The organism is Sphingobium sp. (genome assembly GCF_036170395.1).
GTDB lineage: Bacteria > Pseudomonadota > Alphaproteobacteria > Sphingomonadales > Sphingomonadaceae > Sphingobium.
This window is the reverse complement of the sequence record NZ_JAVHPD010000021.1, coordinates 1-15,408: the sequence shown is the minus strand read 5'-3', so window position 1 is coordinate 15,408 and position 15,408 is coordinate 1. Positions and strand designations below refer to the sequence as shown.

General features: G+C 67.5%; 19 protein-coding genes and 1 pseudogene. 9 read left to right on the top strand and 11 right to left on the bottom strand.

Features of this window, described 5'->3' with window-relative positions:
• Positions 1–9 precede the first annotated feature (9 nt).
• Genes V2B31_RS06925 through V2B31_RS06915 form a run of 3 tightly spaced genes read left to right on the top strand, consistent with a single transcriptional unit; the run spans position 10 to position 3,202 of the window.
• Positions 10–1,131: an inositol-3-phosphate synthase gene (locus V2B31_RS06925; protein WP_328276759.1), complete on the top strand. Its 1,122-nt coding sequence runs from the start codon at positions 10–12 to the stop codon at positions 1,129–1,131.
• Positions 1,128–2,132, top strand: a complete 1,005-nt coding sequence (locus tag V2B31_RS06920; RefSeq protein WP_328276757.1) for an MDR/zinc-dependent alcohol dehydrogenase-like family protein — start codon at positions 1,128–1,130, stop codon at positions 2,130–2,132. The genes V2B31_RS06925 and V2B31_RS06920 overlap by 4 nt, the downstream gene beginning before the upstream one ends.
• Positions 2,129–3,202, top strand: a complete 1,074-nt coding sequence (locus V2B31_RS06915; RefSeq protein ID WP_328276755.1) for a Gfo/Idh/MocA family protein — start codon at positions 2,129–2,131, stop codon at positions 3,200–3,202. Before V2B31_RS06920 ends, V2B31_RS06915 begins: the two co-directional genes overlap by 4 nt.
• Here V2B31_RS06915 and V2B31_RS06910 read toward each other — a convergent pair.
• The 9 genes from V2B31_RS06910 to V2B31_RS06870 form a co-directional block, all read right to left on the bottom strand.
• Positions 3,133–4,527 carry a Coenzyme F420 hydrogenase/dehydrogenase, beta subunit C-terminal domain gene (locus V2B31_RS06910; RefSeq protein ID WP_328276753.1) on the bottom strand — a complete coding sequence of 465 codons (1,395 nt, stop codon included), beginning with the start codon at positions 4,525–4,527 and terminating at the stop codon, positions 3,133–3,135. The genes V2B31_RS06915 and V2B31_RS06910 overlap by 70 nt on opposite strands.
• Positions 4,524–5,570, bottom strand: coding sequence for a polysaccharide pyruvyl transferase family protein (locus V2B31_RS06905; RefSeq protein ID WP_328276751.1), 1,047 nt, complete (start codon positions 5,568–5,570; stop codon positions 4,524–4,526). Before V2B31_RS06905 ends, V2B31_RS06910 begins: the two co-directional genes overlap by 4 nt.
• Positions 5,567–6,013, bottom strand: coding sequence for a DUF6165 family protein (locus V2B31_RS06900; protein WP_328276749.1), 447 nt, complete (start codon positions 6,011–6,013; stop codon positions 5,567–5,569). Before V2B31_RS06900 ends, V2B31_RS06905 begins: the two co-directional genes overlap by 4 nt.
• Complete coding sequence (locus V2B31_RS06895; protein ID WP_328276746.1) at positions 6,010–6,921, bottom strand: glycosyltransferase family 9 protein; 912 nt, start codon at positions 6,919–6,921, stop codon at positions 6,010–6,012. Before V2B31_RS06895 ends, V2B31_RS06900 begins: the two co-directional genes overlap by 4 nt.
• Positions 6,922–7,194: 273 nt before the next feature.
• Positions 7,195–7,809, bottom strand: coding sequence for a F0F1 ATP synthase subunit B family protein (locus V2B31_RS06890; protein ID WP_328276742.1), 615 nt, complete (start codon positions 7,807–7,809; stop codon positions 7,195–7,197).
• On the bottom strand, positions 7,802–8,296 hold the full coding sequence (locus V2B31_RS06885; protein ID WP_328276740.1) for a F0F1 ATP synthase subunit B family protein: 495 nt from the start codon (positions 8,294–8,296) through the stop codon (positions 7,802–7,804). The genes V2B31_RS06890 and V2B31_RS06885 overlap by 8 nt, the downstream gene beginning before the upstream one ends.
• An 88-nt stretch (positions 8,297–8,384) precedes the next feature.
• Positions 8,385–8,612 carry a F0F1 ATP synthase subunit C gene (locus V2B31_RS06880; RefSeq protein ID WP_006961951.1) on the bottom strand — a complete coding sequence of 76 codons (228 nt, stop codon included), beginning with the start codon at positions 8,610–8,612 and terminating at the stop codon, positions 8,385–8,387.
• A gap of 45 nt (positions 8,613–8,657) precedes the next feature.
• Positions 8,658–9,443 carry a F0F1 ATP synthase subunit A gene (locus V2B31_RS06875; protein ID WP_328276739.1) on the bottom strand — a complete coding sequence of 262 codons (786 nt, stop codon included), beginning with the start codon at positions 9,441–9,443 and terminating at the stop codon, positions 8,658–8,660.
• 31 nt (positions 9,444–9,474) lie between these two features.
• Positions 9,475–9,813, bottom strand: coding sequence for an AtpZ/AtpI family protein (locus V2B31_RS06870; RefSeq protein ID WP_328276737.1), 339 nt, complete (start codon positions 9,811–9,813; stop codon positions 9,475–9,477).
• Positions 9,814–10,002: 189 nt separating this feature from the next.
• On the opposite strand from V2B31_RS06870, the gene V2B31_RS06865 reads away from it, so the two are divergent.
• Positions 10,003–10,308, top strand: a complete 306-nt coding sequence (locus V2B31_RS06865) for a metalloregulator ArsR/SmtB family transcription factor (RefSeq protein WP_328276735.1) — start codon at positions 10,003–10,005, stop codon at positions 10,306–10,308.
• Positions 10,309–10,319: 11 nt separating this feature from the next.
• Here the strand turns inward: V2B31_RS06865 and V2B31_RS06860 are convergent, their stop codons facing one another.
• Positions 10,320–10,721: a type II toxin-antitoxin system VapC family toxin gene (locus V2B31_RS06860; RefSeq protein WP_328276733.1), complete on the bottom strand. Its 402-nt coding sequence runs from the start codon at positions 10,719–10,721 to the stop codon at positions 10,320–10,322.
• Positions 10,722–10,724: 3 nt separating this feature from the next.
• A complete protein-coding gene (locus V2B31_RS06855) occupies positions 10,725–10,958 on the bottom strand; it encodes an antitoxin (RefSeq protein ID WP_328276731.1) in 234 nt (77 codons plus the stop codon).
• 94 nt (positions 10,959–11,052) lie between these two features.
• Between V2B31_RS06855 and recO the strand changes: the two genes are divergently transcribed.
• The 5 genes and pseudogenes from recO to V2B31_RS06830 form a co-directional block, all read left to right on the top strand.
• A complete protein-coding gene (gene recO / locus V2B31_RS06850; protein WP_328276729.1) occupies positions 11,053–11,787 on the top strand; it encodes a DNA repair protein RecO in 735 nt (244 codons plus the stop codon).
• Between the two features lie 155 nt (positions 11,788–11,942).
• Positions 11,943–12,986, top strand: coding sequence for a 3-isopropylmalate dehydrogenase (leuB, locus tag V2B31_RS06845; protein ID WP_328276727.1), 1,044 nt, complete (start codon positions 11,943–11,945; stop codon positions 12,984–12,986).
• Positions 12,987–13,047: 61 nt separating this feature from the next.
• A complete protein-coding gene (locus V2B31_RS06840) occupies positions 13,048–14,040 on the top strand; it encodes a threonine dehydratase (RefSeq protein ID WP_328276725.1) in 993 nt (330 codons plus the stop codon).
• Entirely contained in the window at positions 14,037–15,245 is a 1,209-nt protein-coding gene (locus V2B31_RS06835; RefSeq protein WP_328276723.1) for a trans-sulfuration enzyme family protein, read from the top strand. Before V2B31_RS06840 ends, V2B31_RS06835 begins: the two co-directional genes overlap by 4 nt.
• Positions 15,246–15,276: 31 nt before the next feature.
• Positions 15,277–15,408 (top strand): annotated as a pseudogene (locus V2B31_RS06830) (Co2+/Mg2+ efflux protein ApaG); the annotation flags it as partial.

The following is a 15,408-nucleotide window of genomic DNA, read 5'->3' as shown; positions in this document are numbered from 1 at the left end:
GGAATGTTCATGCCAACACGCCCCATCAACATCGCCATCATCGGCGTCGGCAATTGCGCCAGTTCGCTGGTGCAGGGGATCAGCCATTACCGCGCCGACAGCAACGATCATCACGGGCTGATGCATTGGGAGATCGGCGGTTATCGCCCCTGCGACATGAAAGTGGTCGCCGCCTGGGACATCGACCGGCGCAAGGTCGGCCGCGACGTGGCCGAAGCGATCTTCGCCAGGCCCAACTGCACCCAGAGCTTCTGCACCGAGGTGCGGCCGACCGGCGCGATCGTCGAAATGGGACGGGTGCTCGACGGCGTCGCCGAGCATATGGGCGATCATCCCGCCGACCGGACCTTCCTGCCCGCCGACGCGCCCGAAGCGACCCGCGAGGCGGTGGTGGCGAAGCTGCGCGCGGCGAAGGTCGACGTGCTGCTCAACTATCTGCCGGTGGGATCGCAGCAGGCGACCGAATTCTACGCCGACTGCGCGCTGGAGGCGGGGGTCGCCTTCGTCAACAACATCCCCGTCTTCATCGCCAGCGATCCCGCCTGGGCGGAGCGGTTCCGCGCGGCCGGCGTGCCGATCATCGGTGACGACATCAAGGCGCAGCTCGGCGCGACGATCGTCCACCGCGTCCTCACCGACCTGTTCGCCAAGCGCGGGGTGAAGCTCGACCGCACCTATCAGCTCAACACCGGCGGCAATACCGATTTCCTGAACATGTCGAACCGTAACCGTCTAAAATCAAAGAAGATATCGAAGACGGAGGCGGTGCAGTCCGTTGCCGAAACCCGGCTGGACGATGAGAATATCCATGTCGGCCCATCCGACTATGTCGCGTGGCAGAATGACAACAAGGTCTGCTTCCTGCGAATGGAGGGGCAATTGTTCGGCGGCGTGCCGATGAACCTGGAACTGCGCCTGTCGGTGGAGGACAGCCCCAATAGCGCCGGCGTCGCGATCGACATGATCCGCTGCGCCAAGCTGGCGCTCGACCGGGAGCTGGGCGGGCCGATCCACCCCGCCGCCGCCTATTTCTGCAAGCATCCGCCCCGGCAGATGACCGACGATCAGGCGCATGAGGCGCTCGATCATTTCATCCATGGCGACGGCCGGATCGCGGTGGCGGCGGAATGAGCGACCTCGCGACGATGGACAAGCCGGCCGAAACAACCGCGACGACGATGCGCGCGGCGGTCGTGACCGGGCCGGGTCAGGTGCGGATCGACCATGTGCCGTTGCCTGAGCCGGGGCCGGGGCAGGTGCGCATCAGGCTGGAGGGGTGCGGTGTCTGCGCCTCCAACCTTACCCCCTGGGCCGGGCCGGAATGGCAGCAATTTCCGCTGGAGCCGGGCGCTCTTGGCCATGAAGGCTGGGGCGTGATCGACGCGCTGGGAGAAGGCGTAACAACTGTCCCACTCGCTGTTCGGGTAGCAACCCTGTCCTATGCCAGCTACGCCGACTATGACATCGCCGATGCGAGCGCGGTCGTGCCGCTGCCGCCCGCATTGGACGGCATGGCCTTCCCCGGCGAGCCGCTCGGATGCGCCTTCAACATCTTCCGCCGCGCCGGGATCGAGGCCGGGCAGACGGTCGCGATCATCGGCATCGGCTTTCTCGGCGCGATCCTGACGAAGCTCGCGACAGACGCCGGAGCAAAGGTCATCGCCATTTCGCGCCGGCCTGAATCGCTCGACCTGGCGCGGCATTATGGCGCGGCCGAGACGATCGCGATGGACGATCATCAGCGCATCATCGATCAGGTGCGCGACCTGACCGGCGGGCGCTTCTGCGAACGGGTGATCGAAGCCGTGGGCAAGCAATGGCCGCTCGACCTCGCCGCCGAGCTGACCGCCGAGCGCGGCCGCCTCGTCATTGCTGGCTATCATCAGGACGGGCCAAGGCAGGTCAATATGTGGCTATGGAACTGGCGCGGCATCGACTTAGTCAACGCCCATGAGCGCGATCCGGCGGTCTATGCGCAGGGCGTGCGCGATGCGGTGGCGGCGGTCGTATCCGGGCAGATCGACCCCCGGCCGCTTTATTCGCACCGCTATCCGCTCGACCGGCTGGGCGAAGCGCTCGACGCGACCCGCGACAAGCCCGAGGGCTTCGTCAAGGCGATCATCACCCTATGAGCAAGGCCGCCTCGCTCGCGTCCGTGCTGACCCGCCCGCGCGTCGGCTTCCTCGGCGTCGGCTGGATTGGCCGCCATCGCATGGAGGCGATGCTGCGCGCCGGCAGCATCGAAGCCGCTGCGATCGCCGACGCGCTGCCGGTCAACGCGGAGGAAGCGGGGCTGCTCGCCCCCCAAGCCCTGCAACTCGAAACACCCGATGCGCTGTTCGACCAGGTGCTCGACGGCCTCGTCATCGCCACCCCCAGCGCCCTCCATGCCGCCCAGTCGATCGCCGCGCTGGAGCGCGGCGTGGCGGTCTTCTGCCAGAAACCGCTCGGCCGCACGGCCGCCGAAGTGCGCGGCGTGATCGAAGCGGCACAGCGGGCGGACCGCCTGCTCGGCGTCGACCTTTCCTATCGCGGCACTGCCGGTATGCGCGCGATCCGCGAGCGGGTGCGTGGCGGGGAGATCGGCCCTGTCCACGCGATCGACCTCACCTTCCACAACGCCTATGGCCCTGACAAGCCGTGGTTCTACGATCCGGCGCTGTCGGGCGGCGGCTGCATGATGGACCTCGCCGTCCACCTCATCGACCTCGCGCTTTGGACTCTTGATTTCCCGGCGGTCGAGCGGATCGACGCCGATCTTTATGCCAAGGGCAAGCGGCTGACCGACCGGACGAGCGAAGTCGAGGATTATGGCGTCGCCACGCTCAGGCTCGAGGGCGGCACGGTGGTGCGGGTCGCCGCCTCCTGGCACCTCCATGCGGGACAGGACGCCGTCATCGCGGCGGACTTCTATGGGGCAAGCGGCGGAGCATCCTTCCGCAATGTCGGCGGCTCCTTCTACGACTTCCGCGCCGACATGCTGCGCGGCACCACCCGCGAGACGCTGAGCGAGCCGGGCGACGCCTGGGGCGGAGTGATGGCGGCGGAGTGGGCGGCGCAACTGGCGCGCGATTCCCGCTATGATCCGGTGTGCGAGCGGCTGGTCGACGTGGCGCAGGCGCTCGACGGCATCTATGCCGCCGCTTTGGAGAACCAGCCTTCGATCCGGTCGAACGCCTTGCCCAGCCAGCCGCGCGAATAGGTCAGCCCCTGATAGACCGCCAGCGCCGCCCGGCCCCACAGCAGGAACAGCCAGGGCTGGCGCAGCGCGCGGGCGATGCGGAACATCCGCGCGCTGCCTCGCGCGATCCAGTGGCGGCAGCGATAGACGAGCTTGCGCCGCACAGGGATATGGTCGGCGCGCGGCGGCACGCGCTTCACCGGCCGCACGCCGCGCTTCGCCCAGGTCAGGCGATAGGACAGCCCCTCGCGCCGCTGGCGGAAGCCCGCCGCCTGCGTGTCCTTGACGAACGCCGCATCCACCTCCGTCAGCGCCAGCCGGCCCTCGGCCCGCGCCTCGTCGATCATCTCGCGCAGCGCCTTTGCGCGCACCACCACGACATTGGTGCCGCGCCCGTCCGACGAATAAGGCTCGACCCAGGCATCGCCGAAGCTGACGTCGGCGGTCTCACCCACCACATCGTCGCAATAGTCGCAGGCGCTGTTCTGGAAGAAGCCCGATCCCCAGTCGCCATCGACCAGATGCCACCAGTCGCGCATCCGCTCTTCGCCGTCGCGGGTCGCGAGCCGGGCGGTGTACCAGTTGGCCGGGCGATCGGGATTCTTGACCCGATATTCCACCGCCGCGACCGCATCGGCGGCCAAGTCCATCTGCCAGGCGAAGCTGTCGACCATGTGCCGGCTCTTCATATGGCCGCAGACCAGCGCCAGCGTGAAGCCGATGCGCTCATGCAGGATCGGGTCGGCGCGGCGGGCGAGATGCACCGCCTTGATGAAACAGGGGATGCCGATCACGGCATAGCGGCCGGGGGTGGCGCGGATCTCGTCCAATATGCCGGCCATGTCGACCGGGTAATAGCGCGACTTGGCGCCCGCCCGCAGCGCCGCTTCGTCGCGGGCGATGCGGTATCGGAACAGCCGGTCCTGCGCCGGCGCGACATGGGCGACGCCGTCCACCCTGTTCCGCCGCAGCAGTTCGGACGCGACCCAGGTCGCCATGCCGCCCGAGCTTCCCTGGGCGCGATACTCGTCCTCGCCGACATGGCCGACATAGGCGGCCTCATGCCGGCCGATCGCCTCGTCCTTGCGCGCCGCATCCGGAAAGCGCTGATTCGCGATCCCGTCCTCGTCGGTGGCGGCCGGGGAGAAGGGGCAGAGCCGCGCGAAGCCGCGTGTCCGCGCGCTGCGCCAGTGGGCGGGACCGTGGGGCTTGAGCTGCCCCTCGGCATCCCAATCCATCCGCACCCCCGGTCGGCCCATCAGGCTGGCGCACGCGCCGCAGCCGATGCAAAGCCCCGCATCTGCCATGTCCTGCGGGCTCAGCCTGTAGTCGGATGGCGCGCTCAAGCCGCCAGCCCGAGCGTCGATCGCAGGAATCGGTCCGACCGCGCGCGCATCGCGCCCAAGGGCCGCGCCGCGTCGATGGGTTGGGTGAGAAGCCGGGCGAGCATGGCGGCGCTGCTGTCCGCCGTAACGATCCGGTCGGCGGCTTCAAGGCTGGCCAGCAGGCTATGCACCTTGTTGGCGCGATAGGGGGTGGGGGCGGCGAGCAGCGGCCGATCGTGGAGCAGCGCAAAGACGCAGCCATGGAAGAAATTGGTGACGACCCCCTGCGCCGTGCCGATCAGCTGGTCGAACTCGGCCGGCCCGGCGTCGAGCCGCTGCGTATCCGCCCAATCGTTGCGATAGCCGATGCTGAGCAGCCGCAGCCCCCTGGCGCGGGCATGGCGGCGCACCGGCTCCACCAGCCAGGCCGGAAAATTATGCCCATAGACCGCGATATGGTCGCTCCGGTCGTTCGACGCGCGGCGCGGCGGCGGGAAGAGCAGGCAGGGATCAATCACCATTTCGGGCTCGCGGCCCAAGGCCGCGCGGACGATGCGGCGGCTATTCTCGTCCCGCACCGACACCGCCGAAAAGCCGTCCAGCCGTGCGGCCCAGTCGGGCGAGAGGCCGCTGTCCTGATTGCCGAAGCTGGCGGCGTAGGCGGCGAGGCGCGCGCGCACCCCCGCGCCGTAGAAGGTCGGGCACCCCCCATACCAGGGATGCTGGAGATTCCACACCTCGTCGCTGCCGACCAGCACCATGTCATAGCCATCCAGCCTGTCGGGCTGGTGAAGCGGAAAGGGGGCGGAGAGGGGCAGACGGTCGAACGCCGCGCGGAACTTGCGCGTCTTGGCGGCGTAAGCCGGGAAATCCTGCCGCTGCACCGGGGTCGGCAGCGTCGGGCGGAAGGCGCAGCGCAGCTCCGCCCGTTCGACCGCGACGGACTGGTGGTCGAGCAGCACGGCGTCCACCCCCAGCGCGCGCACCCCCTCGACCAGGCAGCGCGCCTGCCAATAGGAGCCGTAATTGATGCAGCGGTGGAAGGTGAGGATGCCGACCTTCATCCCCGCGGCCCGGCGGCGTGCGCGGCGCGTCGCATCGGTTGCTGATAGGCGAGGATGGCATAGCTCTTCTCCTCGACCAGTTCGGAACCCAGCAGATCGTTGATCCGGCGCTTGATCGCGGCGCGCCGATCGTTCATCCGATAGACCGCGCGGGCCAGGCGGATGAAGTCGGGGCCGAAGCGGGCGGCGGCTTCCTCCAGCCGGATCGCATCCTCGATCGACCAGAGCAGCCGGTTGACCCGCGCCAGCCGCCGCACCTCGGCGCGGATCGCCTCTGCGGCGAGTGCGGGCGCGGCGACCATCGCCAGCATCCCATATTCGCGCGCGATATTGGCCTGGGCCGGCGCGGCGGCGATTCGCTGCTTCTTGATCTCCAGGATCGTCAGCTTGTCCAGCAATTCGCCCCAGGATACCGGCACGGCGGGCGCGCGGGCGGCGCTCATGGCGCTTTGCTCGCGGCGGGGGAGAGGGTGAAGGCGCCAAGATCGCGCGCGACATCGGCCATCACCTCGCGCCAGTCGCCGGCGGTGCGCTGGGCATGGATGTGCATGGAGGGGTACCAGGGGGTCGCGTCGCTATCGACCGGCCAGCGCCAGTCGGGATCGGCCTTCAGCAACAGCCAGGTCGGCCGCCCCATTGCGCCGGCGAGATGCGCGATCAGCGTGTCGACGGTGATGACGAGATCGCAGGCGGCGACGAGCGCGGCGGTCGCGTCCATGTCGAACGGGCAGCCGCGCGGGTTGAGCACGGGAAGGCCGGTCGCCTGGGGGACGAGCGTAATGCAGCGCGAGCAGGCGCAAAGCGGCGCGAACAAGGCGGGCGGCACCCCGCGCGCCCCGTCCCAGTCGCCGGCGGCATAGCAGAGGCCGACCGTGCCATGGGGAAGGATGGCGCGCGGCGTGCTGAGATACGGCCAGGGCGCGTCCGCCGGCGTCGCGCGCAGCGCGAAGGCGAGTTCGGTAATCTCGATGTCGCATTCGGACGGGGGAAGCGGATGGACGACATCGAAGGGGAGGAAACGCACATTGGCCGCTGGCGCGATGCGCTGGAGCAGGCCGAGCAGGCGGGCCGGCGCTTCGACGACGACGGAGGCGGCGCGGCGCGCGAGCAAGGGGAGGAAGCGCGCGAACTGCACCGTGTCGCCGAGGCCGTGATAGCAGCGGACGAGGCAATCCCGCCCGTCGAACGCCCGGCCATCCCAGACCCAGCGGAGGTGATAGGGCAGGCAGGGATCGTCCCGCGTTGCCGGATCGCGCGCCTTGAGCACGGCGTCGGACAAGGCCCAGGCCGCCGCATGATCGTTGGCGCGCATCGCCGCCACCCAGCGAGCGCCGTCCTCAACGGTCGCCATGCGTGCCCGCGCGCGTCAGGGGAGGCTGGCCCATCTCGTCATCCATCCAGTTGCGATGGGGTGTCGAAAGCCGGACATGGGGCAGCGGTTCCGGCGAAGAAGCACTGCTTTCACATGGGTTAGCGCTGGCTTTTCTGCGATGGGCCTCTCGTCGGCACGCAGTCCGCGCTTCTCTGAATATTCCCTATCCCCGAGCGGCTGGCGCGGGGCGAGCGGCAAAGGAAAAGGGCCGGCGCGTTCCCGCACCGGCCCTTGTTCATCGATCCGCTCGGATCAGTTGATCGTGCCCAGCCCGCCAATGGCGCGATCGACCAGCGCCTTGTCGGCCTGCGCGTCATGGCCCTGCGCGATAAGCGTCGCGGCGGCGGCGGTCGCGGCGTTCACCGCGCGGGCGCGGATGCCGGCGATGGCGGCGCGCTCGGCCGCGCCGATCTTGTCCTCCGCCATCTTCTGCCGGCGGGCGACGAGCGCTTCGGCATTGGCCTTGGCGTCCTCGATCAGCCCTTCGGCTTCATGCTCGGCCGCCGTGCGCATGGCGGCCGCCTCGCTCGCGGCGGCGGCGAGCTTCGCTTCATATTCGCTCTTGAGCGCTTCGGCTTCGGCGCGGAGCCGGGATGCTTCGGCCAGCTGCTCCTTGATCTGCGCGATACGGCCGTCGAGCGCCTTGCCGATCAGCGCCGGCACTTTCTTGAAGAGCAGGATGGCGATGAACACCGCCATCGCCAGGCTGACCCAGGCCGTCGCGTCCATGCCGACCGCCTTGGGATCGGCGTGGGGCGCTACGCCTTCATGGGCGGCGGTGCCGACCGGCTCCAGCCCTTCGGCATGGATCGCCTGATCGAGGTTCGGGGTCGGTTCCCCGTGCTGCTGTGCTGCTGCCTCAGCCATGGGCCAGTGCCGCCTTTACTGCGTTGCGGGCCGCTTCGTCCGACGCTTCCACGCCAGCGATACGCGCCACCATGTCGCGCGCCGCATCGGCGGCGACGGTTTCGATTTCGGCAAGCGCCGCGTCGCTCGCGGCGCGGATGCGCGCCTCGGCGGCGGCGATCTTCGCCGCAACCTCAGCGTCGACGGCGGCCAGCTTCGTTTCGGAAGCCTTGGCCGCGTCCGCTTTCGCCTTCGCCACCACCGCCTGCGCGGCGGTGCGGTTCTGGGCGTCGCGAACCTTGTAATCCGCTTCGGCTTCGTCGGCGCGGGCGAAGGCCGCCTTGGCCGCATCCAGATCGCCCGTGATCTTCGCGTCGCGCGCGTCCGCCGTGCCCTGCACCTTGGGCACCATGCCAAGGCCGATGACGAAGAAGACGAAGCCGAAAGTCAGCAACAGCCAGAAGATCTGGCTGGAGTAGGTTTCGGCGATTTGCGCGATTTGAGGCATTTTGGGGTCCGTCCGGTCAGAGGGCGGTCAATAATATCGGTAGGCGGGCAGAGAGCGATCAGCGCCGTCCGCCCGCTTGCCATAAAGATCAGGCCACGAACACCAGGATCATGGCGATGACGAACGCCAGCAGACCCAGAAGCTCCGCCGCGGCGAAACCGATGAACAGGCGGCCCTGCTGACCATCAGCAGCACCCGGATTGCGCAGCGCGCCTTCCAGGAACGCGCTGAACACGTTGCCCACACCGAGGGCGGCGATGCCCGCACCGATCGCGGCCAGGCCAGCACCGAGCAGCTTTGCGGCTTCTGCGTCCATGTCGTAAACTCCTTCGTTAAATCTGTTGAAAAGGTTGGAAAAAACTCAGTGAAGATTTTCGGCGTCGTTGAGGTACACCGCCGTCAGCAGCGCGAACACATAGGCCTGGATCACCGCGACCAGCATCTCCAGCGCGCTGATACCAACCATCAGCACGAAGCTGGCGGTGCCAACGGTAAGGCCCAGCGCCGGCGAAGCGTTGGCGCTGTTGATGACGAAACCGGCCAGCACTTTCAGCAGCACGTGGCCGGCGGTCATCGCGACGAAGAGTCGCAGGCCGAGGCTGAACGGCCGCACCATGAAGGAGACCAGCTCGATGAAGAAGAGCGGCACCACCATCGCGATCGGCGTGCCGTGCGGCACGAACAGCGAGAAGAAGTGCAGGCCGTGCTTGGCGAAGCCCACGATCAGCACGATCGAGAAGCTCATGATTGCGAGCACGCCAGTCGCCGTGAAGTGGCTGGTGAAGGTGAAGGGGTGCAGCCCGAACAGGCCGAGCGGCAGCAGACCCAAGAGGTTCGCCAGCAGGATGAACATGAACAGCGAGAAGACGTAGGGGATGTATTTCCGGCCCTTGTCGCCGATATTGGCGATCAAAAGGTTCTTGATGAAGCCGGTCATATATTCGACCGCCATCTGCCAGCGGCCCGGCACCAGTTCCCGCTTCATGCCGCCGACCACGAACACCCACAGCACCAGGGCGGCGAGCACCATGTAGAGCGCGCTGTTGGTGAAGGCGATGTTGAAGCCGCCGATCGACAGATGATCCGTACCGAACAGGGGTTCGATAGCGAATTGATGCATCGGATCGATTTTGCCGGATTCTGCCACGGTGACCCCTGTAACGTCTTTAGCCTTCGGACTAGGGTGAGGGCGGTCCCTGTTCGTCGGGACGCTTCACCGTCGTCAATCGGATGATATTCCTGAACGCCGCCACGATCCCGAGACCGAGGAAGACGAGCAGAAGCCAGGGGGATGTGCCGAGCAGCCGGTCCAAGACCCAGCCGATCAGCGCACCGCCGACAAGACCACCGATCAGTTCGGCGAGCACCCGGTTGCCGAGGCGGGTTCCATCGTCCGCCGCCTGCTCCGTCGCCCCCTGCCTGACCTTCTCGGCCTGTTCGGCGCGCGCGATCCGTTCTTCCAGAGAAGCGATGCGCGCGTCCTCCCCCGCCGGGTCTTGTCCGGGTGCGTCCGCCATCCTGGCCACTCCTTCCGCGCTGTTGCTGTCGCGGCGGCATGGCGCTTGGCGCTGCACCCGTCAAGGCGACGCCCCTCTAGGAAGGGGATGGGGGTGTGTCAACCCGCGTGAGCGCCTGAATTTCCGTGTTTCGGGGCGAACGATGCGTGAGGCTTGCGCGCTCACATTTTCCTATTTAGCTAAATAGCCATGGACCGGATTTTCAAGGCTCTGGCGTCCGAACCGCGGCGACGCATTCTGCGCTATCTGGCGGACGAACCGATGACGGTGGGCGAGATCGCCGACAATTTCGAGATGACGATGCCGTCCATCTCCAAGCACCTAGGCGTCCTGCGCGAAGCCGGCCTGGTGCGCGAGCGCAAGCATGGGCAATATATGCTCTACACGCTGGAGCAGGAGCAACTCACCGCCGGCCTCTACGACTTCCTCGCCGACTTCTGCGACGACGCGCGGACGTTGGCCGAACAGCGCGCAAAGCGGCGGAAGCGGGAGTGATGCGTCCGCGCTTACGCGGCCCTTAACCAGTTCACGATCGACAAGCCCTGCACCCGCTCGAACTCGCGCATATTGTCCGTTACCAATGTCGCGCCGAGCGCCAGCGCGTGGGCCGCGATCAGCATGTCGTTGGCGCCGATCGGCGTGCCGCGGCGTTCGAGATCAGCGCGCAATCGCCCATAATGGGCATCTGCATCATCCCCCAGCGGCAGAACCGGCAGCAGGTCCAGCACTGCCTCCAACTGGGCCGTCAGCCGCGCCGATCCCCGCCGTTCCGCCCCATATCGCAGTTCGGCGGCAACGATGATGCTGGTCGCGACCTCCACTTCGCCAACCTCGGCGATCCGATCCGCGATCGGGCCCTGCGGATTGCGGACGAGATCGGAAAGGATGTTGGTGTCGAGCAGGAACATGAGTCAGAAGGGGCCGGGTTCAAGCGGCAGGTCGTCGATCGCGCCGAAATCCTCCTCAATCGGCTGAAGGGTCCTCAGACGGGCCAGCAGGGATGGGGCCGGGGCGGGCTCGATGATGATCCGTGCGCCCTCCTTCCGCATGATCGCTTCGTCACCGGGTAGCTCGAATTCGCGCGGAATGCGAACCGCCTGGCTGCGGCCGTTTTTGAACAATTTGACGTGGCGTTCGAAGATCATGCGTCAGCTTGGCATATGCCATGCCATATGCCAACAAACATTCCCTTCGCCATGAATGTTGGTCTCCGGCGTCCCAGCGCTTACAAGCGCCATCATGCCATCTCTCACCACCTCCGCCATCGTCTGCGCAGTCCGGCATCATGGCGAGCATGGGGCGATCGCGCGGCTGCTGACGCCGGACCATGGTCTGACGCCGGGCTATGTGCGGGGCGGTCGGTCGCGGGCGATGCGGCCGGTGCTGCTGCCAGGCAATGTCGTGAAGGCCGAGTTCCGCGCGCGAACCGAGGAGCAGCTTGCCGGGCTGACGGTAGAACTCGCCCACAGCCGCGCGCCGCTCCATGCCGAGCCGCTGCCCGCCGCCGCGATCGACTGGAGCTGCGCGCTCACCGCCGCCAGCCTGCCCGAGGGGACGCCCTATCCCGCGCTGCACCAGGCGCTCGGCGGCTTGCTCGACGCGGTGGAGGCGGCCCCGGCGGCGCGCGGCTGGGCTGTCGCGCTGGTGCGCTACGAGCTGCTGCTGCTCGCGGAACTGGGCTTCGGTCTCGACCTGACGCGCTGCGCCGCGACCGGCGACGCCGCCGACCTCGCCTATGTCAGCCCGCGCAGCGCCGCCGCCGTCAGCCGCGCTGCCGCTGTCGGCTATGAAAGCCGCCTCCTGCCGCTCCCGCCTTTCCTGCTGGAGGGCGGCACGGGGGATTGGACGCAAATCTTCGACGGATTGCGCCTCACCGGCTTCTTCCTCGAACGCTCGCTGCTCACCGATCGCCGCGCCGATGTGCTGGCGGCCCGCGAAAGGTTGGTGGAGCGGCTCAAAAGGGCGGTTGCGTGAGCGCTCCTCACCCCCGTTCGGTTCGAGCCTGTCGAGAACGTCGCGCAGGGTTCTCGACAGGCTCGAACCGAACGGAGCTTTGGGTTGCGCGCGCGTGCATGTTGAGCCATGGGGGCGCGCATCTTTTCTCCACCTGACGAGAGGTTGCCGCCGCCATGCTCATTGCCCTGTTTCCCGGAGACGGCATCGGTCCCGAGATTGTCGCGCAGGCGAAGCGGGTGCTCGATGCGCTGGAAATCCCCGGCATTTCCTATGAGGAAGGGCTGGTCGGCGGCGCGGCCTACAAGGCGGTGGGGCATCCGCTGCCGCCTGAAACGCTGGACCTCGCTAAACGCGCCGACGCGATCCTGTTCGGCGCGGTGGGCGATCCCGATTGCGACGCGCTGGAACGGCACCTGCGCCCTGAACAGGCGATATTGGGCCTGCGCAAGCATCTTGGCCTCTTCTCCAACCTGCGCCCTGCGAAGGTCTTCCCGGAGCTGGCCGACGAATCCGCACTGAAGCCCGAAGTCGCCGCTGCGATCGACCTGCTGATCGTGCGCGAGACCAATGGCGACGTCTATTTCGGCGAAAAGGGGTTCCGCACCACCGCCGACGGGCTGCGCGAAGGCTATGACGTCATGTCTTACAACGAAGCCGAAGTCCGCCGCATCGCCCATGCCGGCTTCCAGGCAGCGCGCGCCCGGCGCGGCAAGCTCTGCTCGGTGGACAAGGCCAATGTGCTGGAGACGAGCCAGCTCTGGCGCGACACGGTGATTGAGGTGGCGAAGGATTATCCCGACGTCGCCCTGTCTCACATGTATGTTGATAACGCCGCGATGCAGCTGGTGCGCAACCCCGGCCAGTTCGACGTGATCGTGACCGGCAATCTGTTCGGCGATATCCTGTCGGATCAGGCGAGCATGTGCGTCGGCTCCATCGGGATGCTGGCCTCGGCGACGCTGAACGAGAGCAACCAAGGGCTGTTCGAGCCGATCCACGGCTCCGCGCCCGACATCGCCGGCACCGGCAAAGCCAATCCGCTGGCGACGATCCTGTCGGTGGCGATGATGCTGCGCTACTCGCTCGACTTGCCCGAGCAGGCGGACCGGATTGAGGCGGCGGTGGCCACGGCGTTGCGGAACGGCGCGCGCTCGCCCGATCTGGGCGGCAGCATGTCCACGGCGGAAATGGGCGACGCGGTGCTGGCGGCGCTCTGACCGGGCCAGTTCCGCCGCATCGGTCCTGTCGCGCGCGCGGCCGCATCGATAAGGGCGGGCGATGACCGACCTCTCGCTCCCCTCGCTCCGCGCCGCCGCCGCCATGGTCCATGCGCAGATGCCGCCGACGCCCCAATATGCCTGGCCGCTGCTCGCCGCGCGGGCCGGCTGCGACCTGTGGGTCAAGCATGAGAATCACCTGCCGACCGGCGCGTTCAAGGCGCGGGGCGCGATCACCTATATCGACATGCTGCGCCGCGCCCATCCCGAAGTGACGGGCATCGTCACCGCGACGCGCGGCAATCACGGGCAGGCGCAGGCGCGCGCCGCCACTGCCGCGGGTCTCGGCATCACCATCGTCGTGCCGCACGGCAATGCGCTGGAGAAAAATGCAGCGATGCGCGCGTTCGGCGCGACCCTGATCGAACATGGCCATGATTTCGACAGCGCGAAGGCGGAAGCGACCCGGCTGTCGCGCGATCAGGGGCTGTTCATGGTCCAGCCCTATCATGGGGAGCTGGTGCGCGGGGTCGCCAGCTATGGCCTGGAACTGTTCGACGCGGTGGCGGATATCGACACCGTCTATGTGCCGGTGGGGTGCGGATCGGGCCTGTGCGGCACGATCGCGGCGCGCGATGCGCTGGGACTCAAGACAAAGGTGGTTGGCGTCGTCTCCGCCCATGTCGATGCCGCCAAGCGCAGCTTCGAGGCGGGGCGGCTGATCTCTTCCCCCACCGCCCACACCTTCGCCGACGGCGTGGCGGTCTGCACCCCCGTCCAGGCGGCGCTCGACTATTTCGGTCCCCGCGCCGACCGCTTTGTCGCCGTCACCGACGATCAAGTGGCCCAGGCGATCCGCGTCTATTGGGAGGACACGCATAATCTCGCCGAAGGCGCCGGCGCGGTCGCGCTCGCTGCCTTGCTTCAGGAAAAAGAGGCGATGCGCGGCAAGCGGGTTGCGGTAATCCTGTCGGGCGGTAATGGCGACAGGAGCCAGATGGCCGAGATATTGGCGGGTGGCACGCCCAAAGTGGACATGCGGAAAGCGATATGAAGCGCAAGAGCGGACAGGACCGGGAGATCACGAAGAACTGGAAGCCGGCGACGCTGGCGGTCCGGGGCGGCACCGCGCGCACCGAATATGGCGAAACCTCCGAAGCGCTCTTCCTGACCAGCGGTTATTGCTACGACCGGGCGGAGGACGCCGCCGCGCGCTTCGCTGGCGAGCAGGTCGGCATGACCTACAGCCGGCTCCAGAATCCCACGGTCGAGATGCTGGAACAGCGCATCGCCCTACTGGAAGGGGCGGAAGCCTGCCGCGCCACCGCGACCGGCATGGCGGCGATGACCGCCGCTTTGCTGTGCCAGCTGTCCGCCGGCGATCATGTCGTCGCGGCGAAGGCGGCGTTCGGCTCCTGCCGCTGGCTCACCGACACGCTGCTTCCCCGCTTCGGAGTGGAGACCACCACGATCGACGCGCACCGCACCGAGGAATGGGAAAAGGCGATCCGCCCCAATACCAAGCTCTTCTTCTTCGAGACCCCGGCCAACCCGACCATGGACCTCGTCGACCTGGAGGCCGTGTGCGCCATCGCGCGGGCGCACGGCATCACCAGCGTGGTCGACAATGCCTTTGCCACCCCGGCGCTCCAGCGGCCGATGGACTATGGCGCGGATGTCGTCGCCTATAGCGCGACCAAGATGATGGACGGGCAGGGTCGGGTGCTGGCCGGCGCGATCTGCGGCACGCAGGACTGGATCACCAATGTCCTGCTGCCCTTCCACCGCAACACCGGGCCGACGCTTAGCGCCTTCAACGCCTGGGTGGTGCTCAAGGGGCTGGAGACGCTCGACCTGCGCATCCGCCGCCAGAGCGAGAATGCGCTGAAGGTCGCGACCTTCCTCGAAGGACGCCTGCCCAAGCTGCTCTATCCCGGCCTCGCCAGCCACCCGCAGCATGCGCTGGCGAACAAGCAGATGCAGCTCGCCGGGCCGATCTTCTCGCTCTACACCGGTGGCGGCCGGCAGCAAGCGCATGGGCTGCTCAACGCGCTGCAACTGGTCGACATCAGCAACAATATCGGCGATTCGCGCTCGCTGATGACCCATCCCGCCTCCACCACCCATTATGGCATGGCGGAAGCGGCGCGGCTGGAGGTCGGCATTACCGAGGATATGCTCCGCCTCAACGTGGGGCTTGAGGATGCGGACGACGTCATCGCCGACCTGGATCAGGCGTTGCGGGCGATAGGGCGTTGACGGGCACGGGGGCAGGGCGCATTCCTCCGCCATGACCAGCAGCACCCTCGCGCTCTTCCCGTTCCATGCGATGACCCGCGACATCGGCGTGCATGTCGCCGTCACCTACCTGCCCGAACAGTCGGAGCCGGACCGGGGGCGCTGGTTCTGGGCCTATCATATC

Excerpts from the sequence above, each read along its gene's own strand:
- V2B31_RS06885 (WP_328276740.1), bottom strand. The coding sequence starts at position 8,296 with ATGCCTCAAATCGCGCAAATCGCCGAAACCTACTCCAGCCAGATCTTC.
- recO (WP_328276729.1), top strand. The coding sequence starts at position 11,053 with ATGCCATCTCTCACCACCTCCGCCATCGTCTGCGCAGTCCGGCATCAT.
- V2B31_RS06860 (WP_328276733.1), bottom strand. The coding sequence starts at position 10,721 with ATGTTCCTGCTCGACACCAACATCCTTTCCGATCTCGTCCGCAATCCG.
- V2B31_RS06870 (WP_328276737.1), bottom strand. The coding sequence starts at position 9,813 with ATGGCGGACGCACCCGGACAAGACCCGGCGGGGGAGGACGCGCGCATC.
- leuB (WP_328276727.1), top strand. The coding sequence starts at position 11,943 with ATGCTCATTGCCCTGTTTCCCGGAGACGGCATCGGTCCCGAGATTGTC.
- V2B31_RS06890 (WP_328276742.1), bottom strand. The coding sequence starts at position 7,809 with ATGGCTGAGGCAGCAGCACAGCAGCACGGGGAACCGACCCCGAACCTC.
- V2B31_RS06855 (WP_328276731.1), bottom strand. The coding sequence starts at position 10,958 with ATGATCTTCGAACGCCACGTCAAATTGTTCAAAAACGGCCGCAGCCAG.
- V2B31_RS06895 (WP_328276746.1), bottom strand. The coding sequence starts at position 6,921 with ATGGCGACCGTTGAGGACGGCGCTCGCTGGGTGGCGGCGATGCGCGCC.
- V2B31_RS06835 (WP_328276723.1), top strand. The coding sequence starts at position 14,037 with ATGAAGCGCAAGAGCGGACAGGACCGGGAGATCACGAAGAACTGGAAG.
- V2B31_RS06915 (WP_328276755.1), top strand. The coding sequence starts at position 2,129 with ATGAGCAAGGCCGCCTCGCTCGCGTCCGTGCTGACCCGCCCGCGCGTC.
- V2B31_RS06865 (WP_328276735.1), top strand. The coding sequence starts at position 10,003 with ATGGACCGGATTTTCAAGGCTCTGGCGTCCGAACCGCGGCGACGCATT.
- V2B31_RS06840 (WP_328276725.1), top strand. The coding sequence starts at position 13,048 with ATGACCGACCTCTCGCTCCCCTCGCTCCGCGCCGCCGCCGCCATGGTC.
- V2B31_RS06880 (WP_006961951.1), bottom strand. The coding sequence starts at position 8,612 with ATGGACGCAGAAGCCGCAAAGCTGCTCGGTGCTGGCCTGGCCGCGATC.
- V2B31_RS06920 (WP_328276757.1), top strand. The coding sequence starts at position 1,128 with ATGAGCGACCTCGCGACGATGGACAAGCCGGCCGAAACAACCGCGACG.
- V2B31_RS06900 (WP_328276749.1), bottom strand. The coding sequence starts at position 6,013 with ATGAGCGCCGCCCGCGCGCCCGCCGTGCCGGTATCCTGGGGCGAATTG.
- V2B31_RS06905 (WP_328276751.1), bottom strand. The coding sequence starts at position 5,570 with ATGAAGGTCGGCATCCTCACCTTCCACCGCTGCATCAATTACGGCTCC.
- V2B31_RS06925 (WP_328276759.1), top strand. The coding sequence starts at position 10 with ATGCCAACACGCCCCATCAACATCGCCATCATCGGCGTCGGCAATTGC.